This is a genomic window from Flavobacterium sp. 25HG05S-40 (assembly GCF_052654735.1).
The window spans coordinates 1,994,994-2,019,665 of the sequence record NZ_CP199750.1 but is presented as its reverse complement, the minus strand read 5'-3'; the positions used below and the strand labels follow the sequence as shown (position 1 = coordinate 2,019,665).

The 24,672-nt window shown below is 37.7% G+C and carries 20 protein-coding genes and 1 pseudogene; 1 reads left to right on the top strand and 20 read right to left on the bottom strand.

What is annotated here, in order from left to right:
• Nucleotides 1-40: 40 nt before the first annotated feature.
• The 13 genes and pseudogenes from lepB to ACULEU_RS08685 all read right to left on the bottom strand — a co-directional run bounded on the left by lepB (nt 41) and on the right by ACULEU_RS08685 (nt 16,214).
• On the bottom strand, nt 41-1,594 hold the full coding sequence (lepB, locus tag ACULEU_RS08745) for a signal peptidase I (RefSeq protein WP_445452221.1): 1,554 nt from the start codon (nt 1,592-1,594) through the stop codon (nt 41-43).
• A gap of 66 nt (nt 1,595-1,660) precedes the next feature.
• Nucleotides 1,661-2,365 carry a 4-hydroxy-tetrahydrodipicolinate reductase gene (gene dapB, locus ACULEU_RS08740; protein WP_445452220.1) on the bottom strand — a complete coding sequence of 235 codons (705 nt, stop codon included), beginning with the start codon at nt 2,363-2,365 and terminating at the stop codon, nt 1,661-1,663.
• Between the two features lies 1 nt (nt 2,366).
• Nucleotides 2,367-2,924, bottom strand: a complete 558-nt coding sequence (locus ACULEU_RS08735) for a DUF5683 domain-containing protein (RefSeq protein WP_445452219.1) — start codon at nt 2,922-2,924, stop codon at nt 2,367-2,369.
• Entirely contained in the window at nt 2,924-3,826 is a 903-nt protein-coding gene (locus ACULEU_RS08730; RefSeq protein ID WP_445452218.1) for a ParB/RepB/Spo0J family partition protein, read from the bottom strand. The genes ACULEU_RS08735 and ACULEU_RS08730 overlap by 1 nt, the downstream gene beginning before the upstream one ends.
• 3 nt (nt 3,827-3,829) lie before the next feature.
• Nucleotides 3,830-4,597, bottom strand: a complete 768-nt coding sequence (locus ACULEU_RS08725; RefSeq protein WP_445452217.1) for a ParA family protein — start codon at nt 4,595-4,597, stop codon at nt 3,830-3,832.
• A 159-nt stretch (nt 4,598-4,756) separates the two neighbouring features.
• Entirely contained in the window at nt 4,757-5,638 is an 882-nt protein-coding gene (locus tag ACULEU_RS08720) for an SDR family oxidoreductase (protein WP_445452216.1), read from the bottom strand.
• Nucleotides 5,639-5,815: 177 nt separating this feature from the next.
• Nucleotides 5,816-6,745: a T9SS type A sorting domain-containing protein gene (locus tag ACULEU_RS08715; protein WP_445452215.1), complete on the bottom strand. Its 930-nt coding sequence runs from the start codon at nt 6,743-6,745 to the stop codon at nt 5,816-5,818.
• 141 nt (nt 6,746-6,886) lie between these two features.
• Nucleotides 6,887-8,497, bottom strand: a complete 1,611-nt coding sequence (locus ACULEU_RS08710; RefSeq protein ID WP_445452214.1) for a tetratricopeptide repeat protein — start codon at nt 8,495-8,497, stop codon at nt 6,887-6,889.
• Nucleotides 8,498-8,568: 71 nt separating this feature from the next.
• Complete coding sequence (locus ACULEU_RS08705; protein WP_445452213.1) at nt 8,569-9,693, bottom strand: methionine aminotransferase; 1,125 nt, start codon at nt 9,691-9,693, stop codon at nt 8,569-8,571.
• Between the two features lie 73 nt (nt 9,694-9,766).
• Nucleotides 9,767-13,081 carry a T9SS type B sorting domain-containing protein gene (locus ACULEU_RS08700; protein WP_445452212.1) on the bottom strand — a complete coding sequence of 1,105 codons (3,315 nt, stop codon included), beginning with the start codon at nt 13,079-13,081 and terminating at the stop codon, nt 9,767-9,769.
• A 336-nt stretch (nt 13,082-13,417) separates the two neighbouring features.
• A complete protein-coding gene (locus ACULEU_RS08695) occupies nt 13,418-13,912 on the bottom strand; it encodes a YybH family protein (protein ID WP_445452211.1) in 495 nt (164 codons plus the stop codon).
• Nucleotides 13,913-14,232: 320 nt separating this feature from the next.
• Nucleotides 14,233-14,637, bottom strand: coding sequence for a response regulator (locus ACULEU_RS08690; protein ID WP_445452210.1), 405 nt, complete (start codon nt 14,635-14,637; stop codon nt 14,233-14,235).
• Nucleotides 14,631-16,214, bottom strand: a pseudogene (locus ACULEU_RS08685) (ATP-binding protein). The gene ACULEU_RS08690 and the pseudogene ACULEU_RS08685 overlap by 7 nt, the downstream one beginning before the upstream one ends.
• Nucleotides 16,215-16,394: 180 nt before the next feature.
• Between ACULEU_RS08685 and ACULEU_RS08680 the strand changes: the two are divergent.
• The gene (locus tag ACULEU_RS08680) at nt 16,395-16,985 is read left to right on the top strand and encodes a 2OG-Fe(II) oxygenase (RefSeq protein ID WP_445452209.1); all 591 of its coding nucleotides are present in this window, start codon (nt 16,395-16,397) and stop codon (nt 16,983-16,985) included.
• Nucleotides 16,986-17,223: 238 nt separating this feature from the next.
• Here the strand turns inward: ACULEU_RS08680 and ACULEU_RS08675 are convergent, their stop codons facing one another.
• The 7 genes from ACULEU_RS08675 to scpA form a co-directional block, all read right to left on the bottom strand.
• Nucleotides 17,224-17,838, bottom strand: a complete 615-nt coding sequence (locus tag ACULEU_RS08675; protein WP_445452208.1) for a hypothetical protein — start codon at nt 17,836-17,838, stop codon at nt 17,224-17,226.
• 533 nt (nt 17,839-18,371) lie between these two features.
• Nucleotides 18,372-19,796, bottom strand: coding sequence for a MutH/Sau3AI family endonuclease (locus ACULEU_RS08670; RefSeq protein ID WP_445452207.1), 1,425 nt, complete (start codon nt 19,794-19,796; stop codon nt 18,372-18,374).
• Complete coding sequence (gene dcm, locus ACULEU_RS08665; protein ID WP_445452206.1) at nt 19,789-21,021, bottom strand: DNA (cytosine-5-)-methyltransferase; 1,233 nt, start codon at nt 21,019-21,021, stop codon at nt 19,789-19,791. Before dcm ends, ACULEU_RS08670 begins: the two co-directional genes overlap by 8 nt.
• Nucleotides 21,018-21,239 (bottom strand): helix-turn-helix domain-containing protein, encoded by a 222-nt coding sequence (locus tag ACULEU_RS08660; RefSeq protein ID WP_445452205.1) that lies wholly within the window; start codon nt 21,237-21,239, stop codon nt 21,018-21,020. Before ACULEU_RS08660 ends, dcm begins: the two co-directional genes overlap by 4 nt.
• A 243-nt stretch (nt 21,240-21,482) precedes the next feature.
• The gene (locus ACULEU_RS08655) at nt 21,483-21,839 is read right to left on the bottom strand and encodes a helix-turn-helix domain-containing protein (RefSeq protein WP_445452204.1); all 357 of its coding nucleotides are present in this window, start codon (nt 21,837-21,839) and stop codon (nt 21,483-21,485) included.
• A complete protein-coding gene (locus ACULEU_RS08650; protein ID WP_445452203.1) occupies nt 21,839-22,171 on the bottom strand; it encodes a type II toxin-antitoxin system HigB family toxin in 333 nt (110 codons plus the stop codon). Before ACULEU_RS08650 ends, ACULEU_RS08655 begins: the two co-directional genes overlap by 1 nt.
• Nucleotides 22,172-22,434: 263 nt before the next feature.
• On the bottom strand, nt 22,435-24,669 hold the full coding sequence (gene scpA / locus ACULEU_RS08645; RefSeq protein ID WP_445452202.1) for a methylmalonyl-CoA mutase: 2,235 nt from the start codon (nt 24,667-24,669) through the stop codon (nt 22,435-22,437).
• Between the last annotated feature and the right edge of the window lie 3 nt (nt 24,670-24,672).

Sequence of the window (24,672 nt, the reverse complement as noted above, 5' to 3'; positions counted from 1 at the left end):
CTTTTACATTTTCAAATTATCTAATCTTCAAATTTTCAAATTAACTATTATTTGCTTTTCGCTTTTTCCAAAAATAATCTCCGACAAAATATAACGCCAGTAAAATCAGAAAGTATTTGAAATACGATTGCGGTTGTCCTTCTCCATTAACTGTGGTGAATAATCTCTCCCAGCGTATTTTTCCTAAACCTTTGCCATTACTGTCCCAACTCATCCATATGAAAACGGGTTTTCCAACGATGTGGTTTTCTGGAACAAATCCCCAATAGCGACTGTCTTCTGAGTTATGACGGTTGTCTCCCATCATCCAATAGTAATTCTGTTTGAAGGTATAAGTAGTCACTTTTTGGTCATTCACATAAATGTCATTGCCTACTACTTTCAGACTATTATGCTCATATACGCTAATAATTCTCTTATAAAATGGTAATGATTGTAAGTTTAAAGCAACCTTTTTACCAGCTTCAGGAATATAGATTGGTCCCATATTATCTCCATTCCAACTAGGATTATGCGTAAAAATATTGGGTTCTCCACGTTTGGTTATCATTTGTGTAACCGATTTGATTCCGGGAACACTTCTTAGTGTTTTTGCTCCTTCTGCCGTTAAAGCTCGCAGGTATAAGGTGTCTCTGGCTTCGGATTTAAAACCTGCACCATCGGTTGACCCAACTTGATTTAATAAATACTCAAAATCCAAATCAGGATTGGTCATATCGTAAGTAACAAAATACGAGTATTGCGGTTTGGCTCTTTCCGGTAGCATAAGCTCTTTTCCGTTAATGAAAACCGTACCATTTTTAATTTGTAAGGAGTCTCCCGGAGTACCTTGACAACGTTTTACATAGTTTGATTTTTTATCTACAGGTTTTACAATACTTCTGCCTGACGTATCGAAAAATTTATATACGGTATCAGCCGGCCAGTTGAAAACAACGATCTCATTTTTCTGAATTTTCTCAAATCCGGGAAACCTAAAATAGGGAAGTTGTGGCCAACTTAAATACGATTTAGTCTTGATAAGAGGCAAGGTGTCATGAACCATCGGTGCGGCAACGGTAGTCATTGGCGTTCGAGCTCCATAATGAAATTTACTCACAAAAAGGAAATCTCCTATCAATAAGGATTTCTCTAATGATGATGTGGGAATAGTATAAGGCTGCATCACATACGTATGTACCAAAGTAGCCACAACAATAGCAAAAAGTAACGAGCTTACCGTATCTCCTGTTTTGGTTCGCGCTACTAAACTTCTATCTTTAATATGGGTTACATTTTGAGTGTAATTGATGTAATAAATATAAAGTCCGAATGTAAAAATCCCTAACCAAGTATCTGTCGAAGAGTTCTTCCCAAAACTTCTAAGTGTTTCTACCCAAACTACAGGAAACATTATCAAGTTGATAACCGGAATAAATAGTAGGATGGTCCACCAAGTAGGTCGGTTGATGATTTTCATCAAAACAATCGAATTGTATATTGGAACAAAGGCTTCCCATGATTTTCTTCCTGCTTTTTCGTAGAGTTTCCACGTACCCAAACCATGTAAGACTTGGATAATTAGGAAAAATATAAACCATTGAGATAGTGACATGATACTGATTTTAAAAGATTACGGGTATAAGTTTTAGGTTTCGGTTATTTGTTACAATTTTAAGATTTATTTGTGTAAATCCAATACATCTTTCATCGAGAACACCCCTTTTTTACCAATAATCCATTCGGCCGCAATCACAGCTCCCAGCGCAAAGCCTTCGCGATTATGGGCGACATGTTTGATTTCGATAAAATCTACTTCAGAAGTATACGTTACACTATGAGTTCCGGGCACTTCATCAATACGTTTCACATCAATAAATAAATCATCCGCTTGAGGGTTTTCAATAGCCCAATTGTTTTTGTCCGAATGATTGATGATAGCGTTGGCCAGTGAAATAGCGGTTCCGCTCGGTTTGTCCAGTTTGTGTGTATGGTGAATTTCCTCCATTGAAACATGATATTCTTGGAACTTCGACATCATTTTAGCCAAATAATCATTCAGTTCGAAGAATAAATTAACACCCAAACTAAAATTGGATCCGTATAAAAATGCGGCATTTTTCTCCTTACAAAGCTGTACCATTTCGTGGTAATGCTCTAACCATCCGGTAGTTCCCGAAATTACTGGAACACCTTTATGAATAGCGGTTGAGATATTTTCAATAGCAACACTCGGAATACTGAAGTCAATAGCGACATCTGCTTGTTCTAAACCTTCAAAAGTGTTGGTGCTCGATTTTTTCAGTACAATTTCATGACCTCTTTCCAACGCCATCCTTTCGATGATTTGACCCATTTTACCATATCCTAATAATGCTATTTTCATTTTAGAATTTGTAATTAAAGGTTAGGCCAACATTGGGTTTGTAGTTAATCTCGTTGGTATAGACTTCCGGTTGAAACGATAAATTATCATTGACATTGAACTGTATCAAATGTGCGTCAATATTGGCGTCAACAATATTCAAGACATAAAATCCTATAGATACTAAAAGCGATAAATCTCGGTTTCGTTGGTAAAATCGTTGTGCGGCAATTAAACGGGAATAGTCTAAATATTGATATTGATCATCCTGAAAACCTGCAAGTCTTCGTTTGTAGGCATCGCGATAGCTGTGGTATTTTTTTCCGTTATCGATATAAAAATACATACTGGTTCCAATAGCGCCATAAACGAGGGGGATTTTCCAGTATTTCTTATTGTAGGCCTGACCTAAACCAGGAACAATAGCCGAATAAAAAGCCGCTTTTGAAGGACGAAGCGGGTCAATTTCTCTAGCTTTTAAAGTATCTTTTGCTTTTAAAGCATCTCCAAGTTGCTGAGAAAAGATCGAATGACTTCCTAACAACATAAAGAAAAGAACTATGTAAGCAGCTTTATTCACTATCCTTTGATTAGTTTGATGATACGATTAAAGTCTTCTTCAGAATGAAAAGGAATCGTAATTTTTCCTTTGCCATTTCCGGCAACTTTAACCTCTATTTTAGAACCAAAGAAATTCACAAAGGCCTTTTTTTGTTCGTCTCCTACAGCAAATGTGGCCGCTTTTTTGGCTACTTTCGATGCTGCAGGTTTGATACTGTCTTGATAATTTTTTACCAAAGCTTCCGTCTCTCTTACCGATAAATTTTGGCTTACAATCTTTTGATAAATATCTGTCTGAACATCTTGATCCTCAATATTAATGATGGCTCTACCGTGTCCCATACTGATAAACCCATCTCTTATTCCGGTTTGGATAATCGGGTCTAACTTTAACAATCTTAAATAGTTAGTAATTGTCGAACGCTTTTTTCCAACACGCTCGCTCATTTGTTCCTGAGTCAGTTGAATTTCATCAATTAAGCGTTGGTACGAAAGCGCAATCTCAATAGGATCTAAATCGTGACGCTGAATATTTTCTACCAAAGCCATGAGTAACGACTCGTTGTCGTTAGCAATTCGGATATAAGCCGGAACCGTAGTTAATCCGACTAATCTAGAAGCACGCAAACGACGTTCTCCCGAAATCAATTGGTATTTATTGAAGTCTAATTTACGAACCGTAATCGGTTGAATTAATCCTAATTCCTTAATAGAAGAGGCTAATTCCTGTAAGGACTCTTCATTGAAGTTGGATCTCGGTTGAAACGGATTTATCTCGATAGACTCAATGTCTAACTCGATAATATTGCCTACAACCTTGTCGGCATTTTTATCGTTTACCGATTGGATATCGTTTTCAGGGTCTTTCAGCAAAGCCGATAATCCTCTTCCTAATGCTTGTTTTTTTATAGCTTTTGCCATAGCTTAAATGCTGTTTTTTTTGATAATTTCTTGTGCCAAACTTAAATAATTGCTGGCGCCTTTACTAGTTGCATCAAAGTTGATTATGCTCTCTCCAAAACTTGGAGCCTCACTCAGTTTTACATTACGCTGGATAATAGTCTTGAAAACCATATCGTTGAAATGCTTTTGCACTTCTTCGACAACCTGATTCGATAAACGCAAACGCGAGTCAAACATGGTTAGCAAAAGACCTTCAATATCTAATTCGGCGTTGTGGATTTTCTGTACACTCTTAATGGTATTCAATAATTTCCCTAAACCTTCGAGAGCAAAATACTCACACTGAATTGGAATCACGACACTATCTGCTGCAGTTAAGGCATTTAATGTTAGCAAACCTAGAGATGGTGCACAATCGATTAAGATATAATCATACTCATCTTTGACGCTTTCTAAGGCCTGTTTTAGCATGTACTCGCGATTTTCCTTGTCAACCAATTCAATCTCAATAGCCACCAAATCAATATGAGATGGAATAACCCAAACATTTGGAGCGCTGCAGGTGATGGTAGCTTCTGCCGGAGTGTTGCTGTGTTCCAGAATCTGATAGGTACCAATAGTAACATTCTCCACATCAATTCCTAAACCCGAACTGGCATTAGCCTGCGGATCGGCATCTATCAATAACACTCTTTTTTCTAAAACTCCCAGTGATGCTGCAAGGTTTACAGACGTTGTTGTTTTTCCAACACCACCTTTTTGATTGGCAATAGCAATGATTTTACCCATGTATTCTTTAAAAATTTAGAGCCGTAAAAATACAATTAATTATGGCTTTGACAACCGAATTTTGTTAACATTCTTGTAAAGTTTTGAATGCTTTAGTTTCCAGTCACAGTCGCAGTTTCCAGTAAAAAATCTGTGAGCTGAGACTGAGACTGTTCACTTTTATTTACTTCCTTTATTTTTAATCATCGCTTCCAACATATCCCACATTTCTTGTGGAATTTTCTCAAGGATGTTGAATTGACCTGCGCCCTGAAGCCATTCACCACCATCAATGGTAACGACTTCACCATTGATATAAGCAGAAAAATCAGAAACCAAGTAGGCCGCCAAATTGGCTAATTCCTGATGATCTCCAACTCGCTTCAACGGTACTTTTTTGGCCATATCAAACTTCTCCGCTAAATCGCCGGGTAACAATCTGTCCCAAGCGCCCTTTGTTGGGAAAGGTCCTGGAGCAATAGCATTCATTCGGATACCGTATTTTGCCCATTCTACGGCTAAACTTCGGGTCATCGCTAAAACTCCCGCTTTGGCTGTAGCACTTGGCACTACATAACCTGAACCGGTCCAAGCATATGTGGTTACAATATTCAGAACATTGCAATTGGTTTGTTTTTGAGCTATCCAATGTTTTCCAAAAGCCAGCGTACAGTTTTTAGAGCCTTTTAAAACGATGTCAATTATGGTGTCAAATGCATTAGCAGACAATCTTTCGGTAGGAGAGATGAAGTTTCCTGCAGCATTGTTAAGCAGAACATCTACTTTTCCAAAAGTTTTTAAAACCTCCGCTAACATGGCTTCCACCTGATCGTAGTGACGTACATCACATTGCAAAGGCAGACAAGTGCCACCGGTGGCCAACTCCAATTCGGATGCTGTAGCTTTTAACTTTTCTAAATCACGTGATGTGATGGCTACTTTGGCGCCTAATTCTAAGAAATAGTGGGTCATGGCTTTGCCCAAGCCACTTCCGCCACCAGTCACAACGATTACTTTATCGGATAACGCATTATCACGAAGCATTTTTGCAGAGAAATTCATAAGATGTATTTTTTTAGTAAATATATAAACTAAACCTTCGAAAAAAAAATATGCCGAATTGCAGCTTGATCTACAATTCGGCACATTAGTTACCTAAATTTAAATATTTGAAATTAAAAGTAAGACTACCAGTGGCAGTAACGCAGGGCGAACTTTAGTCCCATAAGCGTAATAATATTATTTTTTGATAAACTTTTTAGTACTGTTATGCGTCTGATCTTGAATGTTTAAGAAATAAATTCCGGCACTCAATTCACTAACATCCATCGTATACTGATAGCTCGCCTCCTGACGGACTACATTTTGTTTAACCACTTTTCCTTCCGTATTGATTATTCTATACGATATAGTATCTGAAAAACCATTTGGAATAATATGTAATTCCCTATCAGCCAATGTCGGGAAAACTTTGGCGCTGTTTTCAGCGTTTTCATTGGTTAGTAAAGTGCTAAAATTCACGATAACATTATCTACAATCAAACGGGTACCAAAAGTAGGTACTGAACCTTCTTTAGCCATATTGAATGAAATGTACATATACGCGGGAGTACCTGCTCTTGTAACTGAAATCGGGGCGTATACATAGGCATACGTATTGTGTAATCCGCTGATGTCAAGGGATGCTTTTCCCAATTCGTTTCCTTCCGCATCCATGACTTCTAAAGTAGCTTCGGCAACATCATTTCCTGCTGGGAAAAACTTATAGTCAAAGCCGAGAAGGAGTATTGATGTGCTTGGATTTACCGGCACGCCTGGGTTCCAACCCGGACTGTCCTGTTCTGGGTCGTTGAAAATTGTAGCCATTCCAGGAATAACTTTTTCCGTGGTCCAATTGTAAGCATTAGAAACTTCCATAGCATATTGTCCGGTTTTAGCTTCCATAGAGGCATAAACCATAGAGGGTACGCACCATGTAAACTGAATTTGATCACCGGTCATTTGCCCAGTACCATTGTCAATAACAGCTTGCTGCACAAAATTCATTCCCCAATTGCTGGGTAAAAAGTTTGTTTTTACATTTTCAAAGCTTCCGTTAACCACTTGTGCATTACTACAAAACGGAGCAATTAATAAAAGAAGCGGAACCATAAAATAATTTTTTTTCATAACATAGTTTTTTAGTGAATAGAAATTCTTCTTCATAGCAATTTCAATCCAAAGGTATTTTTTATTTTAAATGGACTTCTAAATAGCAGGTTGACAATAGGTAAACAAAACTAAAAACCCTTTAAAATAAAGGGTTTTTGATTATACGGTTAGAATAAAATCGGTGAGATTTTCCTCGGTGTTGAGTTGTAATTTCTTTCTAAGTCGATGACGCGCTGTTTTGACACTGTCAGGAGAAATATTCAAGATAGAAGCCATTTCTTTTATCGATAAATTCAATTTGATTAAAGCGCATATCTTCAAATCATTAGAGCTAATATCCGGATACTTTTGTTTTAAACGGGTATAAAAATTCTTATTGATACTTTCAAAATAGTTGTCAAAATCCTTCCAGTTATTATCCTGAATGGTATACTTGGAAACCAGTTTCTTGATGTCTTTTTCAGAAGTGGGTTCTTTTTTGTTCAATACGGTTTTTATCTCGTCAAGCAATTCATTCTTTTCTAACATCTGAATGGTGATGGCGCTTAACTGACTTTCCTTAAATTCGATGTCGTTTTGAAACTGCTGTTCTTTGAGCTGCTTTTGCGCTTCCATTAGTGCTACCAATTCTTCCTTGGCTTTGAGCAATTGCTTATCTCTTTTATTGATACGTTTTAAAAAGGAATAAAAAATTGTAAATACCACAATAATTACTAATAAGAGACCTACTAAAAGATAATTAGTAAGTTTGGTCACTTCTTTTTCTGCTGATAATAAATCGAGTTTCCGATTCTTTTCCGATACTTCAAACTGGACTTCTAAACTCTTTACAATTTGTTCTCTTTCAAAAGAGTAAAAGCTATCTTTAATAACGATAACTTGATGTTGTAGTTTGCTGACTTCTTCAAAATCACCCTCTTGCTTTTTAAGTTCAATCAAAGCTTCTATAGTTATGATTTCGAATGTTTTGTCAGAAAGTGGTACTGCAAGAATGCGTGCTTTGTTATAATAGATTTCAGCTTGTAGAAAATCATTTTCAAATGCGATATGCCATTTTCCCAAAGCAATCATTGCATTAATTTGTGCATGTTTATTTTCAGATTTTTCGGCAATAGATAACGCTTTATAGAAATAATCTAAACTGGTTTTTTTGTCATTCTTCTTCTGAGCAATTTCGCCCATTTTGCAATAGGACGTAGGAAGGTAAGCTGTATTTTTTCCTTTTTCAAATTCCTGCAAAGCCAAACTGTAATGGCGTTCCGCTTCGTAGTCATCATTATCCAATTCGTTAAGTCTGCCCAAAGTATTATGAGCCAGACCTAAAGTACCTGAGGTGTCGTTTTTATCTTTTAATTCCGCTACGACTTCTTCGCTGAGTTCTTTGGCTTCGGTGTATTTTTTTTGTCGGACATAAATCGTGCTAATGAGTTGTAAACATTTATAACGACCAATAAGTGCTTTTTCAGGATTAGTATTCTCTAAGTTTTTGTATTCGCTCAAAGATTGGGTCACAAACTGCAATCCTTTTTCCAAACTGGAACCATAGGAGCAGATGCCTAAGTAAAGTAATGATTCTGCTTTGATTGCTGTATTGTTCTCTTTTTTGGCTATTTCGTAAGCTTGCCAGAAGTATCGAAAAGCTTCGTTCTCGTTATCTTTTACCAATGCTGCCCAGCCTTTTTGCAGCAACGGATGATCAGAAGGCGACGCAAAACCGCTCAGAGGTGTCCATAAAACAAGAAGAATAAAAAGTCGTTGCATCCAATTCATAGGCCAAAATTAGAATTTTTTAACGGCAATCCTAGGTTTGGAGGTGTACAAAATGTAAACAGTACTTTTTTTCATAATTTCAGGAGTCGTTCTGCGGCCTGTATTAACGTAGCATCATCTTTGGCAAAGCAAAACCGTATACATTGGGTGTCTTTTCCGGAAGCATAAAAGGTTGAAATCGGAATCGTAGCTACTCCTAAATCGGTTACCAATCGTTTGGTAAAGGTCAAGTCATCTTCATCAGCAATGTTGGCAAACGAGGCCACCTGAAAGTACGTTCCTTCACAAGGTAAAAGTTCGAGTTTGGTTTCTTTCAAAAGCGTTCTGAAGAAGTCTCTTTTTTTCTGATAAAATGCGCTTAAACTTTTGAGGTCCACAACATCCAGATATTCTGAAATGGCTACTTGAGAAATGCTGTTCACGCTAAATACCAAAAACTGATGCACTTTCTTAATCTCATGCATCAAATGCTCCGGAGCGATGACATAACCAATCTTCCAACCCGTAATATGAAACGATTTCCCAAAAGAGGAAACGCTAATGCTGCGATGCCACAATTTTGGGCGATGATGGACAGAAATATGTGTTGTCTCAAACGTAATGTACTCATACACTTCGTCCGAAAGCACTAGTAAATTATGGAACTTTTCAAGCAACTGTTCCAGTTGCAGAAAGTCATAAGGTGTCCAAGTTTTTCCTGTTGGATTATGCGGATTATTGATAATAATCAGTTTGGTTTTGTGATTTACCGAAGCTTCGATGTGTTCCCAGTTTGGCGTAAAATCATCGTTAAGCGGTACCCGAACTGGTTTGGCATTGCTCAATAGAATCGGAGCTTCATAGCAGTCATAGCTTGGATCCAGAATAATCACTTCATCATTAGCATGAACTAAGGCTTGTATAGTGGCAAAAATGCCTTCGGTAGCGCCAGCGGTAATCAGTATTTCATCTTTGGTAACTTTTCGTTGATACGAATCGTGTGTTAACCTAACAATCTTTTCTATTAGTGGCGGATAACCGCTCATCGGAGTATATTGATGCACATTGGCTGTAGCCAATCTTGATAAGATAGCGGTAAGTCTTTCATCAACGGGGAAATTCGGAAAGCCCTGCGAGAGGTTAATGGCGTTATTTTCCGTGGCCATTTGCGACATTACTGTAAAAATACTGGTGCCAATATGCGGTAGTTTGGACATCGATTTGTTTTTGATAAAGATAAAAAAAGCACTTTATTTTTAAACAGCTTCTGCAAAAATAAAGTGCATCTCTTTAGCGTTTCAGCGTAAAATGTCCTCGTAACATCCTGCCGTCTTGTCGGTAAGCCACAAACCAGTAGTCATCGGCAAACAACAATTTTCCATGCAATCGGCCATCCCATCCCGGTCCGTTCGAATAGATACCAGTTAATAATTTGCCATAGCGGTCGTAAATATATACTTTAAAGTCGGGTTCTTTATCTGAGTTTTTGACATACCAAGTTTCATTATAACCATCACCATTCGGCGTAAAAAACTTAGGATAATTGAGCAACCAAACTTCTTCCGTAACAATGCGGCAGCCTCCTACATCTCGAACATGAACCGTGTAAAGTCCGGGTCTTAGGTTAGAAAAAACAGGACTGCTCTGAAATGCAATACCATCTAGCGAATATTCAAAATCACCTTGTTGTGTGGTTACTACAGTGATGCTATTTTCATTATCGGTCCAATCTTGTGTATCTATACGATCAATTTCAGGAATAGCAGCAAGAGTTACACTAACGGTGCTCGATGTAGTGCAGTTTTGTGGAACTGTAGCACAGCCGCCATAGTTGTTTGTAGCTGTAATATCAAGTGTTGTCGTGCCAACCTCGGTTACGGTTACACTAGGCGACGTCAGTCCGTTTGACCAAGTATAGGTGGTACTTGCCAAATTACCAATTCCGGCATCTAGAACAACAGGTTCACCGTCGCAGGCAACATAATCCGGCAGAAGCGGCATTCTTGGAATTTGTCCTGTGATTACTTCAAAAGAACTTGTTTGATAACAATTAGGTAATTGGTTAAAAAGAAGCCGAACGTAAATGGTTTGTGGATTGTTAATCGGATTAAAAGCTGTTATGTTCGTGATGGGGTTTGCGTTGTTATCCGCATCAGCTTGAGACGTATGATAGCTTAAGGTATATTCAGCAGTTGATTGCGTCCCTAAAAGAGTAGCATTTTGTGCCGATAAATCAAAGGTTTCATTACCAGTAATGGAAGAAGTACAGTTTAAAATATTGCAAACAGGATAAATGGTGACCAAGGAAGACAAATCGGAAACGTCAAAGGTTCTGTTGACACTATTACCACAAGCATCTTCTACATCAAACTTATAGACACCCGGAGTTAAGTTTTGAAAAATATTCGAGGTACCATTGTTTACTATGAAGGGATTACCGTCTTTTTCCGTAATGCGGTATTGTAGTGGTGGTGTACCGTTGGTAAGCACAATCACATCAAAATTGCCTGTAGTAGAACAAGGAATGCGCAACACATCATTAATCGCTAAGGCATTCGTAAATGAAAGGGTAGGCGCTAGTATTTCGACACAGTCTTTAGTAATGGTCAAACCACTTCTGATGGCACTACCGCTGTTGTAGGTTGTAAAGTGCTGCACTATCCTAAATATACCATTGAAGGTAATATTGATATTGGTGGTATTATTATCTAATACATACGAATTGTTGGCATTCGGCACGGTACCATCAGGATAGACTTCCTCCGAAATGGGATTTCCCCACGTATTAGTTGCAGCATCTAATAACTTTTGAAGACCGAAAAATTGATTCCCCACAGCATTGTTGGTAACCGCAAGAGGAATACTAAATACGCCACAATCTGGGACTAAAGAAAAGGAACTACTGGTTATTTTGTAACCATCAATTACAAGCGGAATATCCGCTTCAAAATTACATTCGTCTTTGGTTTTGAAAATATAATTTCCGTTGGGTAAATCGGCTAAGTAGGTATCACCATTTGCAATAATATTATCGGAAACATCATGCGGAATTGGGAATGTATAACCCACAGGTGCAGCCGTAATTGTAACCGATGTGAGTCTACTGTTGTTACTTTGTATCTTAACGGATGCTGTTCCTAAATCACATCCGGGAAGTACTTCTGTTTTGATACCTAAATCTACAATCGGGGGAGCAGTCACATTCACAGGGTCATAGACATTGCCGCAATCATCCACAATTCTGAAAGTATAATCACCTAGAGGCACGGGCGCTATAGTCACCGCTCCGGCACTATCAATCAAAAATGATACATCATGAGGAATCGAAAATCCATAACTTGCCGGCGCCGCCGTCATAATAATGGATACAATCTCATAATTGGCAATGCTGGCATTTATTTGTCCGGTGGTACTCAAACAACTATCACTTATTTCAATCACATTAGGAACAGGTGGTGTATCAACAATAGAAAACTGAGCCACATCGGTCTTACCACAGCTATCCGTAATGGTGACTTCATAATCACCAAAGGGAACAAAATTGGTAGTATCACCAAAATCAACAGTCGGCTGATTATACGGTCCCGGAAAACTACTGTTAAAGGCTGTAGGGTTAAATCCGGTTGGGAAACTGGTAAACTGTAGCGTATAGTTACCGATATAATTGTCTGCGTTGAGCGAAAAATAATACTTGTTGCACGGTAGCGTATGTATCGTATCCGACAATTGTATAGCATCATTTACGATAAAATTATTCAACGGATACGTAATGCCGCAAGCATCAGTTAAAATAACATCATAGATGTAATTCTGCGTGCTGAAATAAGGGATGGTTTGGGAGATGTCTTGCGAAAAAGGGTCACCCGAATTTAATACGTTGTTAATAAAAGTATCGCCAGTAGGCAAATGTAAAATATAGCGCACCTGAAGCGGGTAGGCTATTACGGTTCCGGGTGCCGCAATGATGGTGTTATTGGCCACTACAAAATTACAAGATGGTGGATCGGTATTGGTAAAGTCGGGAGCAACGGTACTCAGAAGCGGAGGATTGACGGTTACTGTAAAAGCCTGAACCACGGCATTCCCGCAAGTGTCAACCACTCTGATTCGATAAACCCCAGCGGCCAAACCCGAAAAGGTATTGGAGGTCTGCACCGGAAAAGTAGCCGGACCTGATATAATAGCATAAGTTGCCGCAGTTCCTGTAACGGTAGTTACTGCTATAGTACTAGTGTTAGAGCAAGCTTGATTGACTGCTTCAACCGTATACGCAAGGGGTGTAAACGAACTCGTGATGGCAACATCTACCTCTTGTGTTGTTGTGACACTACCAACGGTTTCTCTGGCAATGACGCGGTAATTACCAGCAATCAATCCGTTAAGAATGGTGGCAGGTCCTGAAGCGTAGGGTGTGGTCAGGTCGGGGAGTTTGTATACAAAATAGGCTATAGTCCCATTGGGGTCAGTATTGGTTACGGTAAAACTCAGCGAACCATTTCCAGGACAGCTTTCATTGGTTCGGGTAACCGCCAAGTTGAACCCAAAACTCATCAAGGGAAAGAGGAGTAGGAGGAACACTCCCCGAATTTGAAATTGTACCTTCATTGTAATGCGCTATACCTTTACTATTAAATGGTTAAGTAATGAAAAACCCTACCAGAACGCTTTAAAAAAATGGGTTAACTATACGTTTACGTTATTAAAACTCCTGTATTGTTAGTGTAATAAACAAGCAATCTTTTGTACTAATGTGTTAAAGATACAGATAAAGTGTTGAATATCAGAAGAACACTGTCATTTTTTAACACTTACAACTTGTGCTTTATGGTTTGAAGTTGTTGCTTGGTATAGTTCGGTTGGCATAAACCTTGACTACTACAATCTATATCTACAAAAAAAGCACCTCGAATCAGGTGCTTCTTAATAAACGTTGCCAGTATTTTATTCCTTTTTAGGGTCTTCATTTTTATCAGAAGCCGACATATCTCTAATACAAACATACTTGCCTTCTCTTTTTTCAAAAACGGCAATATAGTTTCCGGTATACAGTGGTGCACTTGTCGAATCGGAAACACGGTAGTTACCAATTTCAACTACCTGAATACCATCATTGGAAGGGAAAATGTCATTCACTACAAAAGCAATTTGATAGCCTTTTGGAAACTTAGCCAAATCATCTTTAATAGATTTTTCAATAGCAGCCTTACCTACCAATGGCGGTTTGTTTTGAGAAAAACTCGTAGCGTCAGTAGCATAATATTCTTCAGCTGCTACATTTCGGTCGTTGAACATCTCGGCCATTTTGTTTTCAATAGCCTGAATTTCGTTTTTGATTTGTTCTTTGTCGACAACGACTTCATCTGTCTTAGGTTTACAGCCCATTACAAAAGCAACTATCGCAATAAAAACGATACTGTTTACAATCTTGGTTTTCATATATCTTGGTTTAAATGGATTAATTTTCCGTAAGATTTCAAGAAAGGGGATTATAAATATAGTAATAATTTGTTGATAATCAAGGTCTGATCTAAAAAGATTTAAAGTAGTATTACACTTTTTAGTCGACTACCAATTTCTGCAGTACGGTCGGTTCAGCGTGACCCGATCTAAAAAATGAGCTCATAATGGTCGAGCCTTTACCTCGTTTAAAGAGCGAAGGATACATTTTTTCTGAAATACTAGTCTCTATTTCAGTAAGAAAATCGCCGTCTTTAATGAAAGAATAGCAATTAGGATCTGCCTGCCGGCAAGCAGGTTTAGGCTAAGCCTTCTAGGAAAGCTTTGGTGATTGGTTTTTCGTGAAAGGCTACTATGTTATTATCGGCATATATTTGGTCGATATCTTTTTCATTATTGGTTGAAGATATTACATACAAACTGCATTTGTTTTTTAGTTCTAGCGATAATTCATTGTAAGAGGCTATAAATTCAAATCCCGACATTTCAGGCATATAGATATCTACAAAGATCAGATTGGGTAAAAGTTTGGGCGTGTTTTTATGTTTTTTTAAATAGGTTAATGGCAATTTTGCTGAGATGTACGGTAATACAGTGTTCGCAAAATCGTTTTTGGTAATAATGCGCGAACTGATATAAAGATCGATCGAATTATCATCAATAATCATAATGGTTTCAAATTTTTTCTGACAATGCTCTAGCATGGTTTTAAGTTTTTTAATTGGATGGTGAAAGTGGTTTCTTCGCCTATTTTTGATTGAACAGTAATCGTCCCTTCTATTTTGGTCACTATTTCTTTGACGATATATAAACCGATGCTCGAACCCGCGACATCTCCTTACAAGCGCATGAACATGTCAAATATCTTGCTGTAATTTTCAGCGGCAATACCAATCCCATTATCGGTGATGGTCAAGTTTAAATAATCACCTTCGCTGTAGGCATTAATCTTAATAAACTGCACCGCCTTGTTCTTATCCTGAAATTTAATCGCATTCAACACTATGTTTTCAATAATAGTACTGTAGCTCTGTTTGTCCGAATAAAAAGAGCAGACTTCATCCACGTTAATCTCAAAGGCAATATTTTGAGCTTCCTTAATATGCAGTAGTGAGGTTACAATGTCCTGCGTGGTTTGCTCAAGAGGTACTTTTTCTATGGCTAATTCCATGCGATTGTTTCTCGAGTAACTCAGGATATTTTTTATAAATTCATCCAGTCGGTTGATGCTTTTGCTTATCATTTCGGTATGCTTCAGCGTTTCGGGTTCTTTAGAATCCTCCTGAATAAAAGCAAGCAACCCCAAAATGGAGGTCAGTGGCGAACGTAAATCATGGGAAACACTATAGACAAAGCGATCAAGTTCATAATTGGTTTTTTCCAATTCTTCATTTTTTTGAAGCGCAATTTCTTCATCCCGTTGGTGTTTTTTTTCTTTTTCAAATCGATCTAACGCATACGAAATGTCTTTGGCAATTTCTTTGAGTAATACTATTTCATTTGCGTCAAAGTCGAGTTCGTTCGAGTAAAGATTAAGCGTGCCGACAATGGTATTTGATTTTCTAATAGGTAAAATGATGCATGAACCAATAAAATGTTTTTTGATAAAAGGCTTCCACTTTTCGAGCTGAATGTCGTTTACAATGTCATTGCAAATAAAATGCTTCGATGTCTGCAATACTTTGTTTTGGGAGTAATCATTTTTGGAGATGCAGTGTTTTTTTAGTTCAATTTTACTACTACCACATTGTGCTACTACTGCAATATTTTGTTTTTCGTCATCAAAAAGTCCAATCCAAGCTACTTTAAAATTACCGAATGTTATGGCCATTTGGCACGAGTTTTTGAACAGGGCACTTTCCTCTTTTATGTGAACAATATTTTGATTGACTTGGCTGATAAAGGCATAAAGTTTACTGTACTTTTGAGCCTTTTCCTCCTCTTTTCGAAATCGGCTGATGTCCAACCAAAGAATACAAATTCCTTCCTTTACAGGTTTTAGCGTTATTTCAAAGTATTTTTTGGTGGTTGTTTCAAACTGATAATTATTTTGTAAGCGAATGATTTTTTGACTAGACATGCATTCCTCTATCGCCTCAAATACCGCGGTTTTCTTAAAGTCGGGAAAGTGCTTCCGAAGGTCATGTCCAACCAATTTTTTTCTGGAAAGGTTTACCTGTTTGCAAAAAGTCTTGTTGACGTAAACAATATTCCATTTGTAATCAATAACCTGAATTCCTTCCTGTAATGTGTCAAATAATGAAGCGTTTTGTTTTTTCATATCATCGAAGTTACGAATGTGTTGAATCAAAGTAAAGGTCTGCTTATTTTGATCAAAGCTGTTGTATAACATCCTATAAAAGTTATATAATTCTTACATTTTTATTTAAAAGCATAAAGTGTATGGTATTGATGATATTCGGCCTACCTTGCCACAACTTGTCCTTTCAGGTTAGTGCGTATGAAAACAGATTTTGAAGACCTGATTGCCGGATATATCGAACATACTATTGGAATTTCGGATCACTTTCTTAGTGATGGCTTGTGCGAACATCTGGCTTCTAATTTATTGTTGCTGCACGAAGACAACGAACTCAAGGCAGCGGGAGTAGGGAATGACAGCCTATTGCAACACAGTCAGTTGATACGGAAAGATAAGATTTACTGGTTGGACAAAAAGCACAACGATCCTTATGAAAACTTGTTCTTTGAGAAGATGGATGCTTTTGTGCACTATCTCAACACCACGTGTTATGCCAACATCAAGAGTTATGAATTTCATTATTCGTTGTATGAAGCCGGCGATTTTTATATCAAACACCTCGACCAGTTTAAGGACAACGCCAGCCGTCAGTTCTCGATGATTAGCTATCTCAACCCCGATTGGAAAGCAGCCGATGGCGGAGAGCTACTAGTTTACCAAAAAGAAGGCAACCAAACGATAGCACCCACACAAGGCAAAACCGTGTTCTTTAAAAGCAGTGCACTAGAACATGAAGTACTCGTAACCCAAGAACGGAGAATGAGCATTGCGGGTTGGTTAAAGCGGTAGTTATTCCCGCGCACGCGGGAATCTACAACAGCATTGTTACTCCCTTTGTCTTTAACTTCGTTCAGTCGAGCAAGCTCTCTAGTCCCGCGCAGGCGGGAATCCAATCAAATATTTTAAGGAAAGCTACAATCGCCAAGCAATCCATGTAGAAACCTGATGGGTTTTAGTTTCAGATAAAAAACGAAAAGCTGCCCAAACGGACAGCCTTTACCTAATGAATAAACGAAACAATTATAAATTATTCCCCAAATACAATTTCAACGATGTCACTAGCAATTCCAATTTCGACATCACTGATAACCCCGAAGGCACGGTATTCCCAATGTTCGGGTTGATTGGATTCCTTTAAAACCGGATGGTATTCAAATGGACTCTTCGTAGCTCGGGACAAAAAGGTGAATGTTGCCGTTCCTTTTTGACGGCTGTAAATGTTGATACCCTGCACGCCCAATTTCTTGTATCGGATGCGCACATTACCACCAAACAATTCGGCAATGATTTCGGGTTTATAGGTGCTTGCATCAAACTCGTCAGCAACCCCTATGATGCCTAAATCTTGCCCGATGGCTTCGGTATAGCCCGCAGCCATTTTGTGACGGGCAATGCCTAATCGTAGTTCACCTCCTTGAAGACTGATAGTGTTGTCTCGGGTTTCTTTAGCCGATAGGTATAAATTTTTCTGATTGGTTACCGCATTGATACTGTCAATGATGGCTTGGCAAAATGCCACTTCAGCAGTTACATCGGCAGGAGTTAGCCCTAAAGCGGTGGCGTGTACTGCAATTTTTTCTTGGTAATTTGTAGCCCAAACCACTAAAAAGGATTCGGCTCTCGGGAAAAATGAATTTTTCATGATTTTAAAAGTTTACTTAGTAATACTATTCACTACTCTACTGACACCCAATCCTTTTAAAAGGGAGGGTTTTTTCGTCCTCAAAATGGGATGTCAAGTACTAGTGTTTCATTCACTTAAACTTTTATACCGAACGGTTTGTAGTATAGATAACGCAGAAAGTCTAAAAATAGTATGCGTGCCTAGTAAAAAAATAAACTATTCCTTATAAAATAAGGCCTTACACATTAAAAATAATTATGATTTATGGTTAAAATAGTCGCGCTTCAAGTTGCGACGACACCGACGAGAACTAACGCGGCACTTTCTTATGCCGTAACGCACCGACGCAATTTAGCGCGGCACCTTCCTAAACTACCGCGACGCCGACAAGAATTGGGGAAGCATTGTTTCAACTTACGACGGCACCGTCACAAGTTGGGGGAGCACCGACGCAAGTTGGCGCGGTACCGCTTTGGGTTGGGGAGGGGTCTGGTAAATGGAGGAGGTGTAGTTAGAGACTTATTTGGGGGTATTTGTTTGATATAGCAAACTCAACTTATTATTTTTTTTATATAGGAGGCATTCAACCAATAACATTTTTTCTTTTCTTGTGAGCCAGTAATAGTTTCCATTAAGTCTAAGCTGTTTCTTCCTTTTGGTCTTATATGACACATTTTGTTATCTGAGATTTTTATAAAATGATTAAAATCGTTATTTAATATTTTCTCTTTTGTATCCTCCCAGAATAGTTTAGCTTTTTCTAAATCTTTATTAGGCATAGTCCAGAACATCACCTTTTTAAATACTAATTCATCCATTTCATTTTTCTGATATACAACAAAGAAAAATCTTTTCGTTAATGAATTAAACCAATATGAATCTTCCCATTCTTCATCAATAATTTCTTTATACTGTATTTGTGAGAAAGACATACTTTCTTTTAATGAACCACTATTTTCTAATTTTATTGTCTTCATTTGAATGTCTGCTTTTTCAAACTCTTCAATTTTATTTTTTGAAATACCAAGAATAGCTTTTGAAAGCAGATTTATTTTATTTTTAGCTTTTGTAGCGTTAAAATTTAGCTGTTGAGAAATTTGATTTTCGGTCAATCCGAAATAAGGGCTAAATTTTTTGATAACCAAATCTTCAAATGTTTCCCCCGGTTTATATTCATCTAAAGATTTAACAATTGGCTCTAAATCTTTTAAGTATATTTTTCTGTATTCTGCTTTTGGTTCTTCTGAAATATTATTCTCGTTTAGAATCTCATCATATTCATTGTAATCAATCAAAATTTCTTCTTTTTTTAAACTTTTTTCTATTATAAAGTTTAAATATTTTGATTTCAATGAAAAAGCTCTTTTCATAGCTTTTTCTTTAGAATATGGCTGGCTTACTACTGAGTTTTTGTTAGCTCCTTTTGTGCAGGCGCCCAAATAAATTGTATCTCCCTCTGATAGCTCATGAGCTTTACCATCTTTAATTTTTTTTACAATTAACTCCCAGTCATCTTTAATTATCTTTAAATCAGTTGAGGGGAATTGCCAAATTCTTATTATTTTAAAGATATAATTAAAATCTAATTTACCTTGTTCATGCAGGTAGAACATTAATAATATCAATTGATTTTTTTTCCAGAAACTACTCGTTTTGAAAACCTCTTGACAAATGTTATTATAATCAATGCTATTAAAAACTAGTCTTTCCTTTGATACAAAACCCTTTTTAATTTCCTTTAAGGGTGTTGTCTTTAGTTCCATTCCTACTTTAACAAAGTCAGGTTCCGATTTTGAGTTTGGTTCATACTTGAAATATAATTTTTCAACCTTTTGTCCAAACTGTCCTTTACCTTTGAATGATGTTTCTAAATCCTTCTCAATTACATCAGATAATGATTTGTTTAATAATAACAAAGCATAATTCAGAATTGAATTGATGTTTGAATCATCGTATGGTAAGGAAGAATTACTCATTTATATTTTTAAATAATTCATCACCAATTTTTTCAATAACTCCAACAACTAAAGCATTACCCATAAAAAAAGCTCTTTTTGTATCTGTGATTCCATTTAATTTGGTATGATTGTCAGGAAACATGTTTAATCTTTCAAGCTCGATAGGAGTAAGCCTTCTTAATCCTCTATCGGATTTAACAACATGTTTAAATCTAGAAGGAGAATTTCCTCCTTCTCCTGTAATGATAGTTCTTGAAGCGTTATCTAAGGCATCAGGAAATATCATTGCGCCTTCACTATAGTTGTATTCGAAATTATCAGCAGTTTTTCTTATTTCTTTTTTAGAGCCTTTTAAATATTCCCATTTCATCAAATCGTTTTCATTTATAAAGAAATCATCAGTAACCTCACCGTTTTGTAAAACATCTTTTAATACAGTTCGTTTTCCATCGTAATTTGGATGTGTTTTTATAGTGTGTATTATTCCGTCAATCAATAAACCAGTGTTTAAGAAAGGGGATAATTTGCCACCTTTATTAAAGTTTTCTGAGATGTCAACTAAATCTCCTGATAACTCTATTAAATTAGTTTTGCTATTTTCAATTGAAACTGGAAAAGCTTTTGCAATTGTACCGTCACATGTGAGCCAATCCAATTTTTCGGATTGATTCATTTTTTTGTATAAATTGGTAGATTTATGGTAACCTAAAAAGAAAACTCTTCTTCTTCTTTGAGGCATTCCATATTCTGCGGCATTAATTATTCTCCATTCAACAGCATACCCAAGTTCATCAAGACTCTTCAACATGACAGCAAAATCTCTGCCTCTCTGATTAGAAGGAGATTTCAAAAGTCTATCTACGTTTTCAAGAAATAGATATTTTGGTTTGTTTTTTTTGTCATTTAATATCTTTTGTATAGACCACCAAAGGACACCTTTTTTGCCGATTAAACCTTTTGAGTTATGAAGAGTTGTAGCGACTGAATAATCCTGACATGGAAAACCACCAACAAGAATATCATGATCGGGAATCTCTGAAATAGGTACTTGTGTAATGTCTTGATTTGAATGGTTTTCTGAACCAAATCTAGCTTCATACACCATAGATGCATGTTGAACTTTTGTTGATGGTTCCCATTGATTGCTCCAAACAACGTCATACATTTTAGTTTTTTCTAAACCAAGTCGAAATCCTCCTACGCCAGCAAACAACTCTGCTACTTTCAATTTTTTAGATTTCATTTCTTAAAACTTTTATCACTGAAGAATGTTGCAAAATCAGTTTCTAATCCATTAATTACTTTTTCGATTATTTCAATCGATGCATTTCTTTTTCCCTTTTCTATATCTGAGATATAGTTTCGGTCTACATTAGAAACATTGGCTAATTGCTCTATGGAGAAGCCTTTTTCTTCTCGGAGCTCTTTTACTTTTTGTCCGAATTTTTCTTTAATGTTCATGTGTTTAAAATTAAAATGATGCCTACAATTGGCCCGCCTACGATTGTAAGCATAACGTCTTATTTGTCAACAAAGTTTTCAGATAGGTATAAACAAAAAAACACCCACTAAAAAGTGAGTGCTTGTTGTTATTTATGGATTCCCGCCTGCGCGGGAAAGACAAAAGAAAATGAAGTATGTTAGTCTTGCAATAATACTTCAAGAATACTATCGCTACTTAGCTACTGTTGTTTTAAAAGTAAATCAAGCACTATGCAGAAATACTTCAGCGGGTATATTGAAGTAATTTTTTAGTTTTTGTGCCATTTTTAAGGTGATTTCTCTTTTTCCGGAAAGGATGGCAGAAATGTGGCCTTTACTTCCAATAATTGGTTCGAGGTCTTTTGCCTTCATGCCTCTTTCTTTCATTTTATACTTTATAACTTCTAGAGCATCTAGTTCTGGGAGTTGGTAGTGTTTTTCATCGTAATCCTTAATTAGCACTATAAGTAAATCTAACTCATCATGCTCAGGAGTGTTTGGCTGTGAGTGAAATAATTCCATCATTCGTAAGGAAGCTTTGTTATAGTCTTCGTTAGTTTTTAATACTTTCCAGTTCATTATTTTACTTTTTTATCGGTCAAGATTGTAGTATCAAAGGCAATTGTCTCCACAGTAATGTTGTCATATTCTTTGTGAGTTCCAAACCAAATCACATAACAAGCGGCTTGTAGAAAATTTATGGAAACAATCAATCGAAAATCATTTCCTTTTATATTAAAAATGACTCTATTGTTATTTACGATGCTTGCATTCCCATAAACTTTTTTAAGCTCATTAAAATTTTGAAACTCGTGTTTAGAAAATTCATTATACCATATCAATAGTTGAGTTTCAGCAATTGGATATTTTTTGATGTAGAATAAAATCGTTTTTCGTACGAGAATTTTCATTGGTCAAATGTAATAAAAGTTTTCATTTTGCAAACTTAATACCTTGTATTTATTTTTTGTTACACTTTTTGTATACTTTTCAACAAAAAAACACCCACTAAAAAGTGAGTGCCTTGTAGGTTGGTTTGCTTTGCCAATAGATGGATAAACAATCGAATACTGTCTTCTATCATAAGTGGTAATTACACCCCTAAATTCCCCTCAAGGGGACAATTATCTTGGATGCGACAATTGTTTTGAAAGCGACAATGATGTTGAAAATGTTAGTCTTGTAACAACACCTCCAAAATACTAATCGCTGCCTCGCTAATCTTAGTCCCGGGACCAAAGACGGCAACGGCTCCGGCGTCAAATAAGAATTGATAGTCCTGTGCCGGAATGACTCCGCCTACGATGACCATAATGTCTTCGCGACCGTAGTTTTTGAGTTCCTCTATTACTTGAGGAACGAGTGTTTTATGTCCGGCTGCTAATGAGGAAACACCTAAGATGTGCACGTCGTTTTCTACCGCTTGTTTGGCAGCTTCTTGTGGCGTTTGAAATAACGGACCAATGTCAACGTCAAAACCAACATCGGCGTAACCAGTAGCGACTACTTTGGCACCGCGGTCGTGACCGTCTTGACCCATTTTGGCAATCATAATACGCGGGCGACGTCCTTCTTTCTTGGCGAAAGCGTCGGCTAATTGTTTGGCTTTTTCAAAGCTCTCGTCGTTCTTGATTTCTTTACTATACACGCCGCTAAAACTTCTGATTTGTGCTTTATAGCGTCCGAAAACTACTTCTAAGGCATCACTGATTTCTCCTAAAGTTGCTCGGTTTCGGGCTGCTTCTACGGCTAAAGATAATAAATTTTCATTCTGATGACTATCAGAATCTCTTCCATTTTCCACAGACGTTCTCGCACACTCCGTCAATCTCTCCAAACTCGCTTTGACTTTCTCGGTATCGCGGGTCGCTTTGATGCGTTCTAATTGTTCAATTTGTTGTTTGCGGACCATTTGGTTATCCACATCCAAAATATGCAACGGGTCTTCTTTATCCAAACGGTATTTGTTCACGCCAACAATGATATCTTGAGAACTGTCAATACGCGCTTGTTTACGAGCGGCGGCTTCTTCTATACGAAGCTTTGGAATACCGGCTTCAATGGCTTTCGTCATGCCGCCCAGTTCTTCCACTTCCTGAATTAAGGCCCAGGCTTTTTCATTGATTTCGGCCGTTAGACTTTCTACATAATAACTGCCGGCCCAAGGGTCAACGGTCTTACAGATTTTGGTTTCTTCTTGTAAAAATATTTGAGTATTCCTTGCTATTCGTGCAGAGAAATCGGTCGGTAACGCAATGGCTTCGTCTAAGGCGTTGGTATGTAAGGATTGTGTTCCGCCAAAGGCAGCCGCCGCCGCTTCGATGGCAGTTCGGGCTACGTTATTAAAAGGATCTTGTTCGGTTAAACTCCACCCCGAAGTTTGGCAGTGGGTTCGTAAGGCTAATGACTTTTCATCTTTTGGGTTAAACTGTTTTAGGAGTTTCGCCCACAACATTCGACCTGCACGGAGTTTGGCAATTTCCATAAAGTGGTTCATTCCGATGGCCCAAAAGAACGATAGACGTGGTGCGAAAGTATCAATGTCCATTCCGGCTGCCAATCCGGTACGGATGTACTCTAAACCATCGGCTAGGGTATACGCCAACTCAATATCTGCCGTAGCTCCGGCTTCCTGCATGTGGTAGCCTGAGATGGAAATCGAGTTGAACTTCGGCATGTTTTTGCTGGTATATTCAAAGATATCGGCAATGATTTTCATGGAAGGCGTTGGCGGATAGATATAGGTATTGCGCACCATAAACTCTTTCAGAATATCATTTTGAATGGTTCCAGATAGCAACTCGGCTGCAACACCTTGTTCTTCGGCAGCCACGATGTAGAAAGCCATAATGGGTAGCACGGCGCCGTTCATGGTCATCGAAACCGACATTTCATCTAGTGGAATCTGGTCAAACAAGACTTTCATATCTTCTACAGAATCTATCGCAACTCCAGCTTTACCCACATCACCAACCACACGTTCGTGATCCGAATCGTATCCACGATGCGTAGCCAAATCAAAAGCTACAGACAAGCCTTTTTGTCCTGCAGCTAAGTTTCTTCTGTAAAAAGCATTACTTTCTTCGGCAGTTGAAAATCCGGCATACTGACGAATTGTCCAAGGACGACGCACATACATCGTTGCATAAGGACCACGTAGGTTAGGAGCAAAGCCCGCCCCAAAACCGATATGTTCTAAGTCGGCTATGTCTTTTTTGGTATAAACTGACTTTAATTCTATGCCTTCAGCAGTCAAGAAGTTTGGCGAACTAAAGTCCGCATACCTGAAGCCCACTGGGCTTCCTCCTTTTAATTTCAAATCTTCAGCGGTTAAGAAGTTGCTGGATTCTTTCGACTTTTGACTTTCGACTTTCGACTCAATCTTTATATGTTGGATGTCTTTTCTCATAAC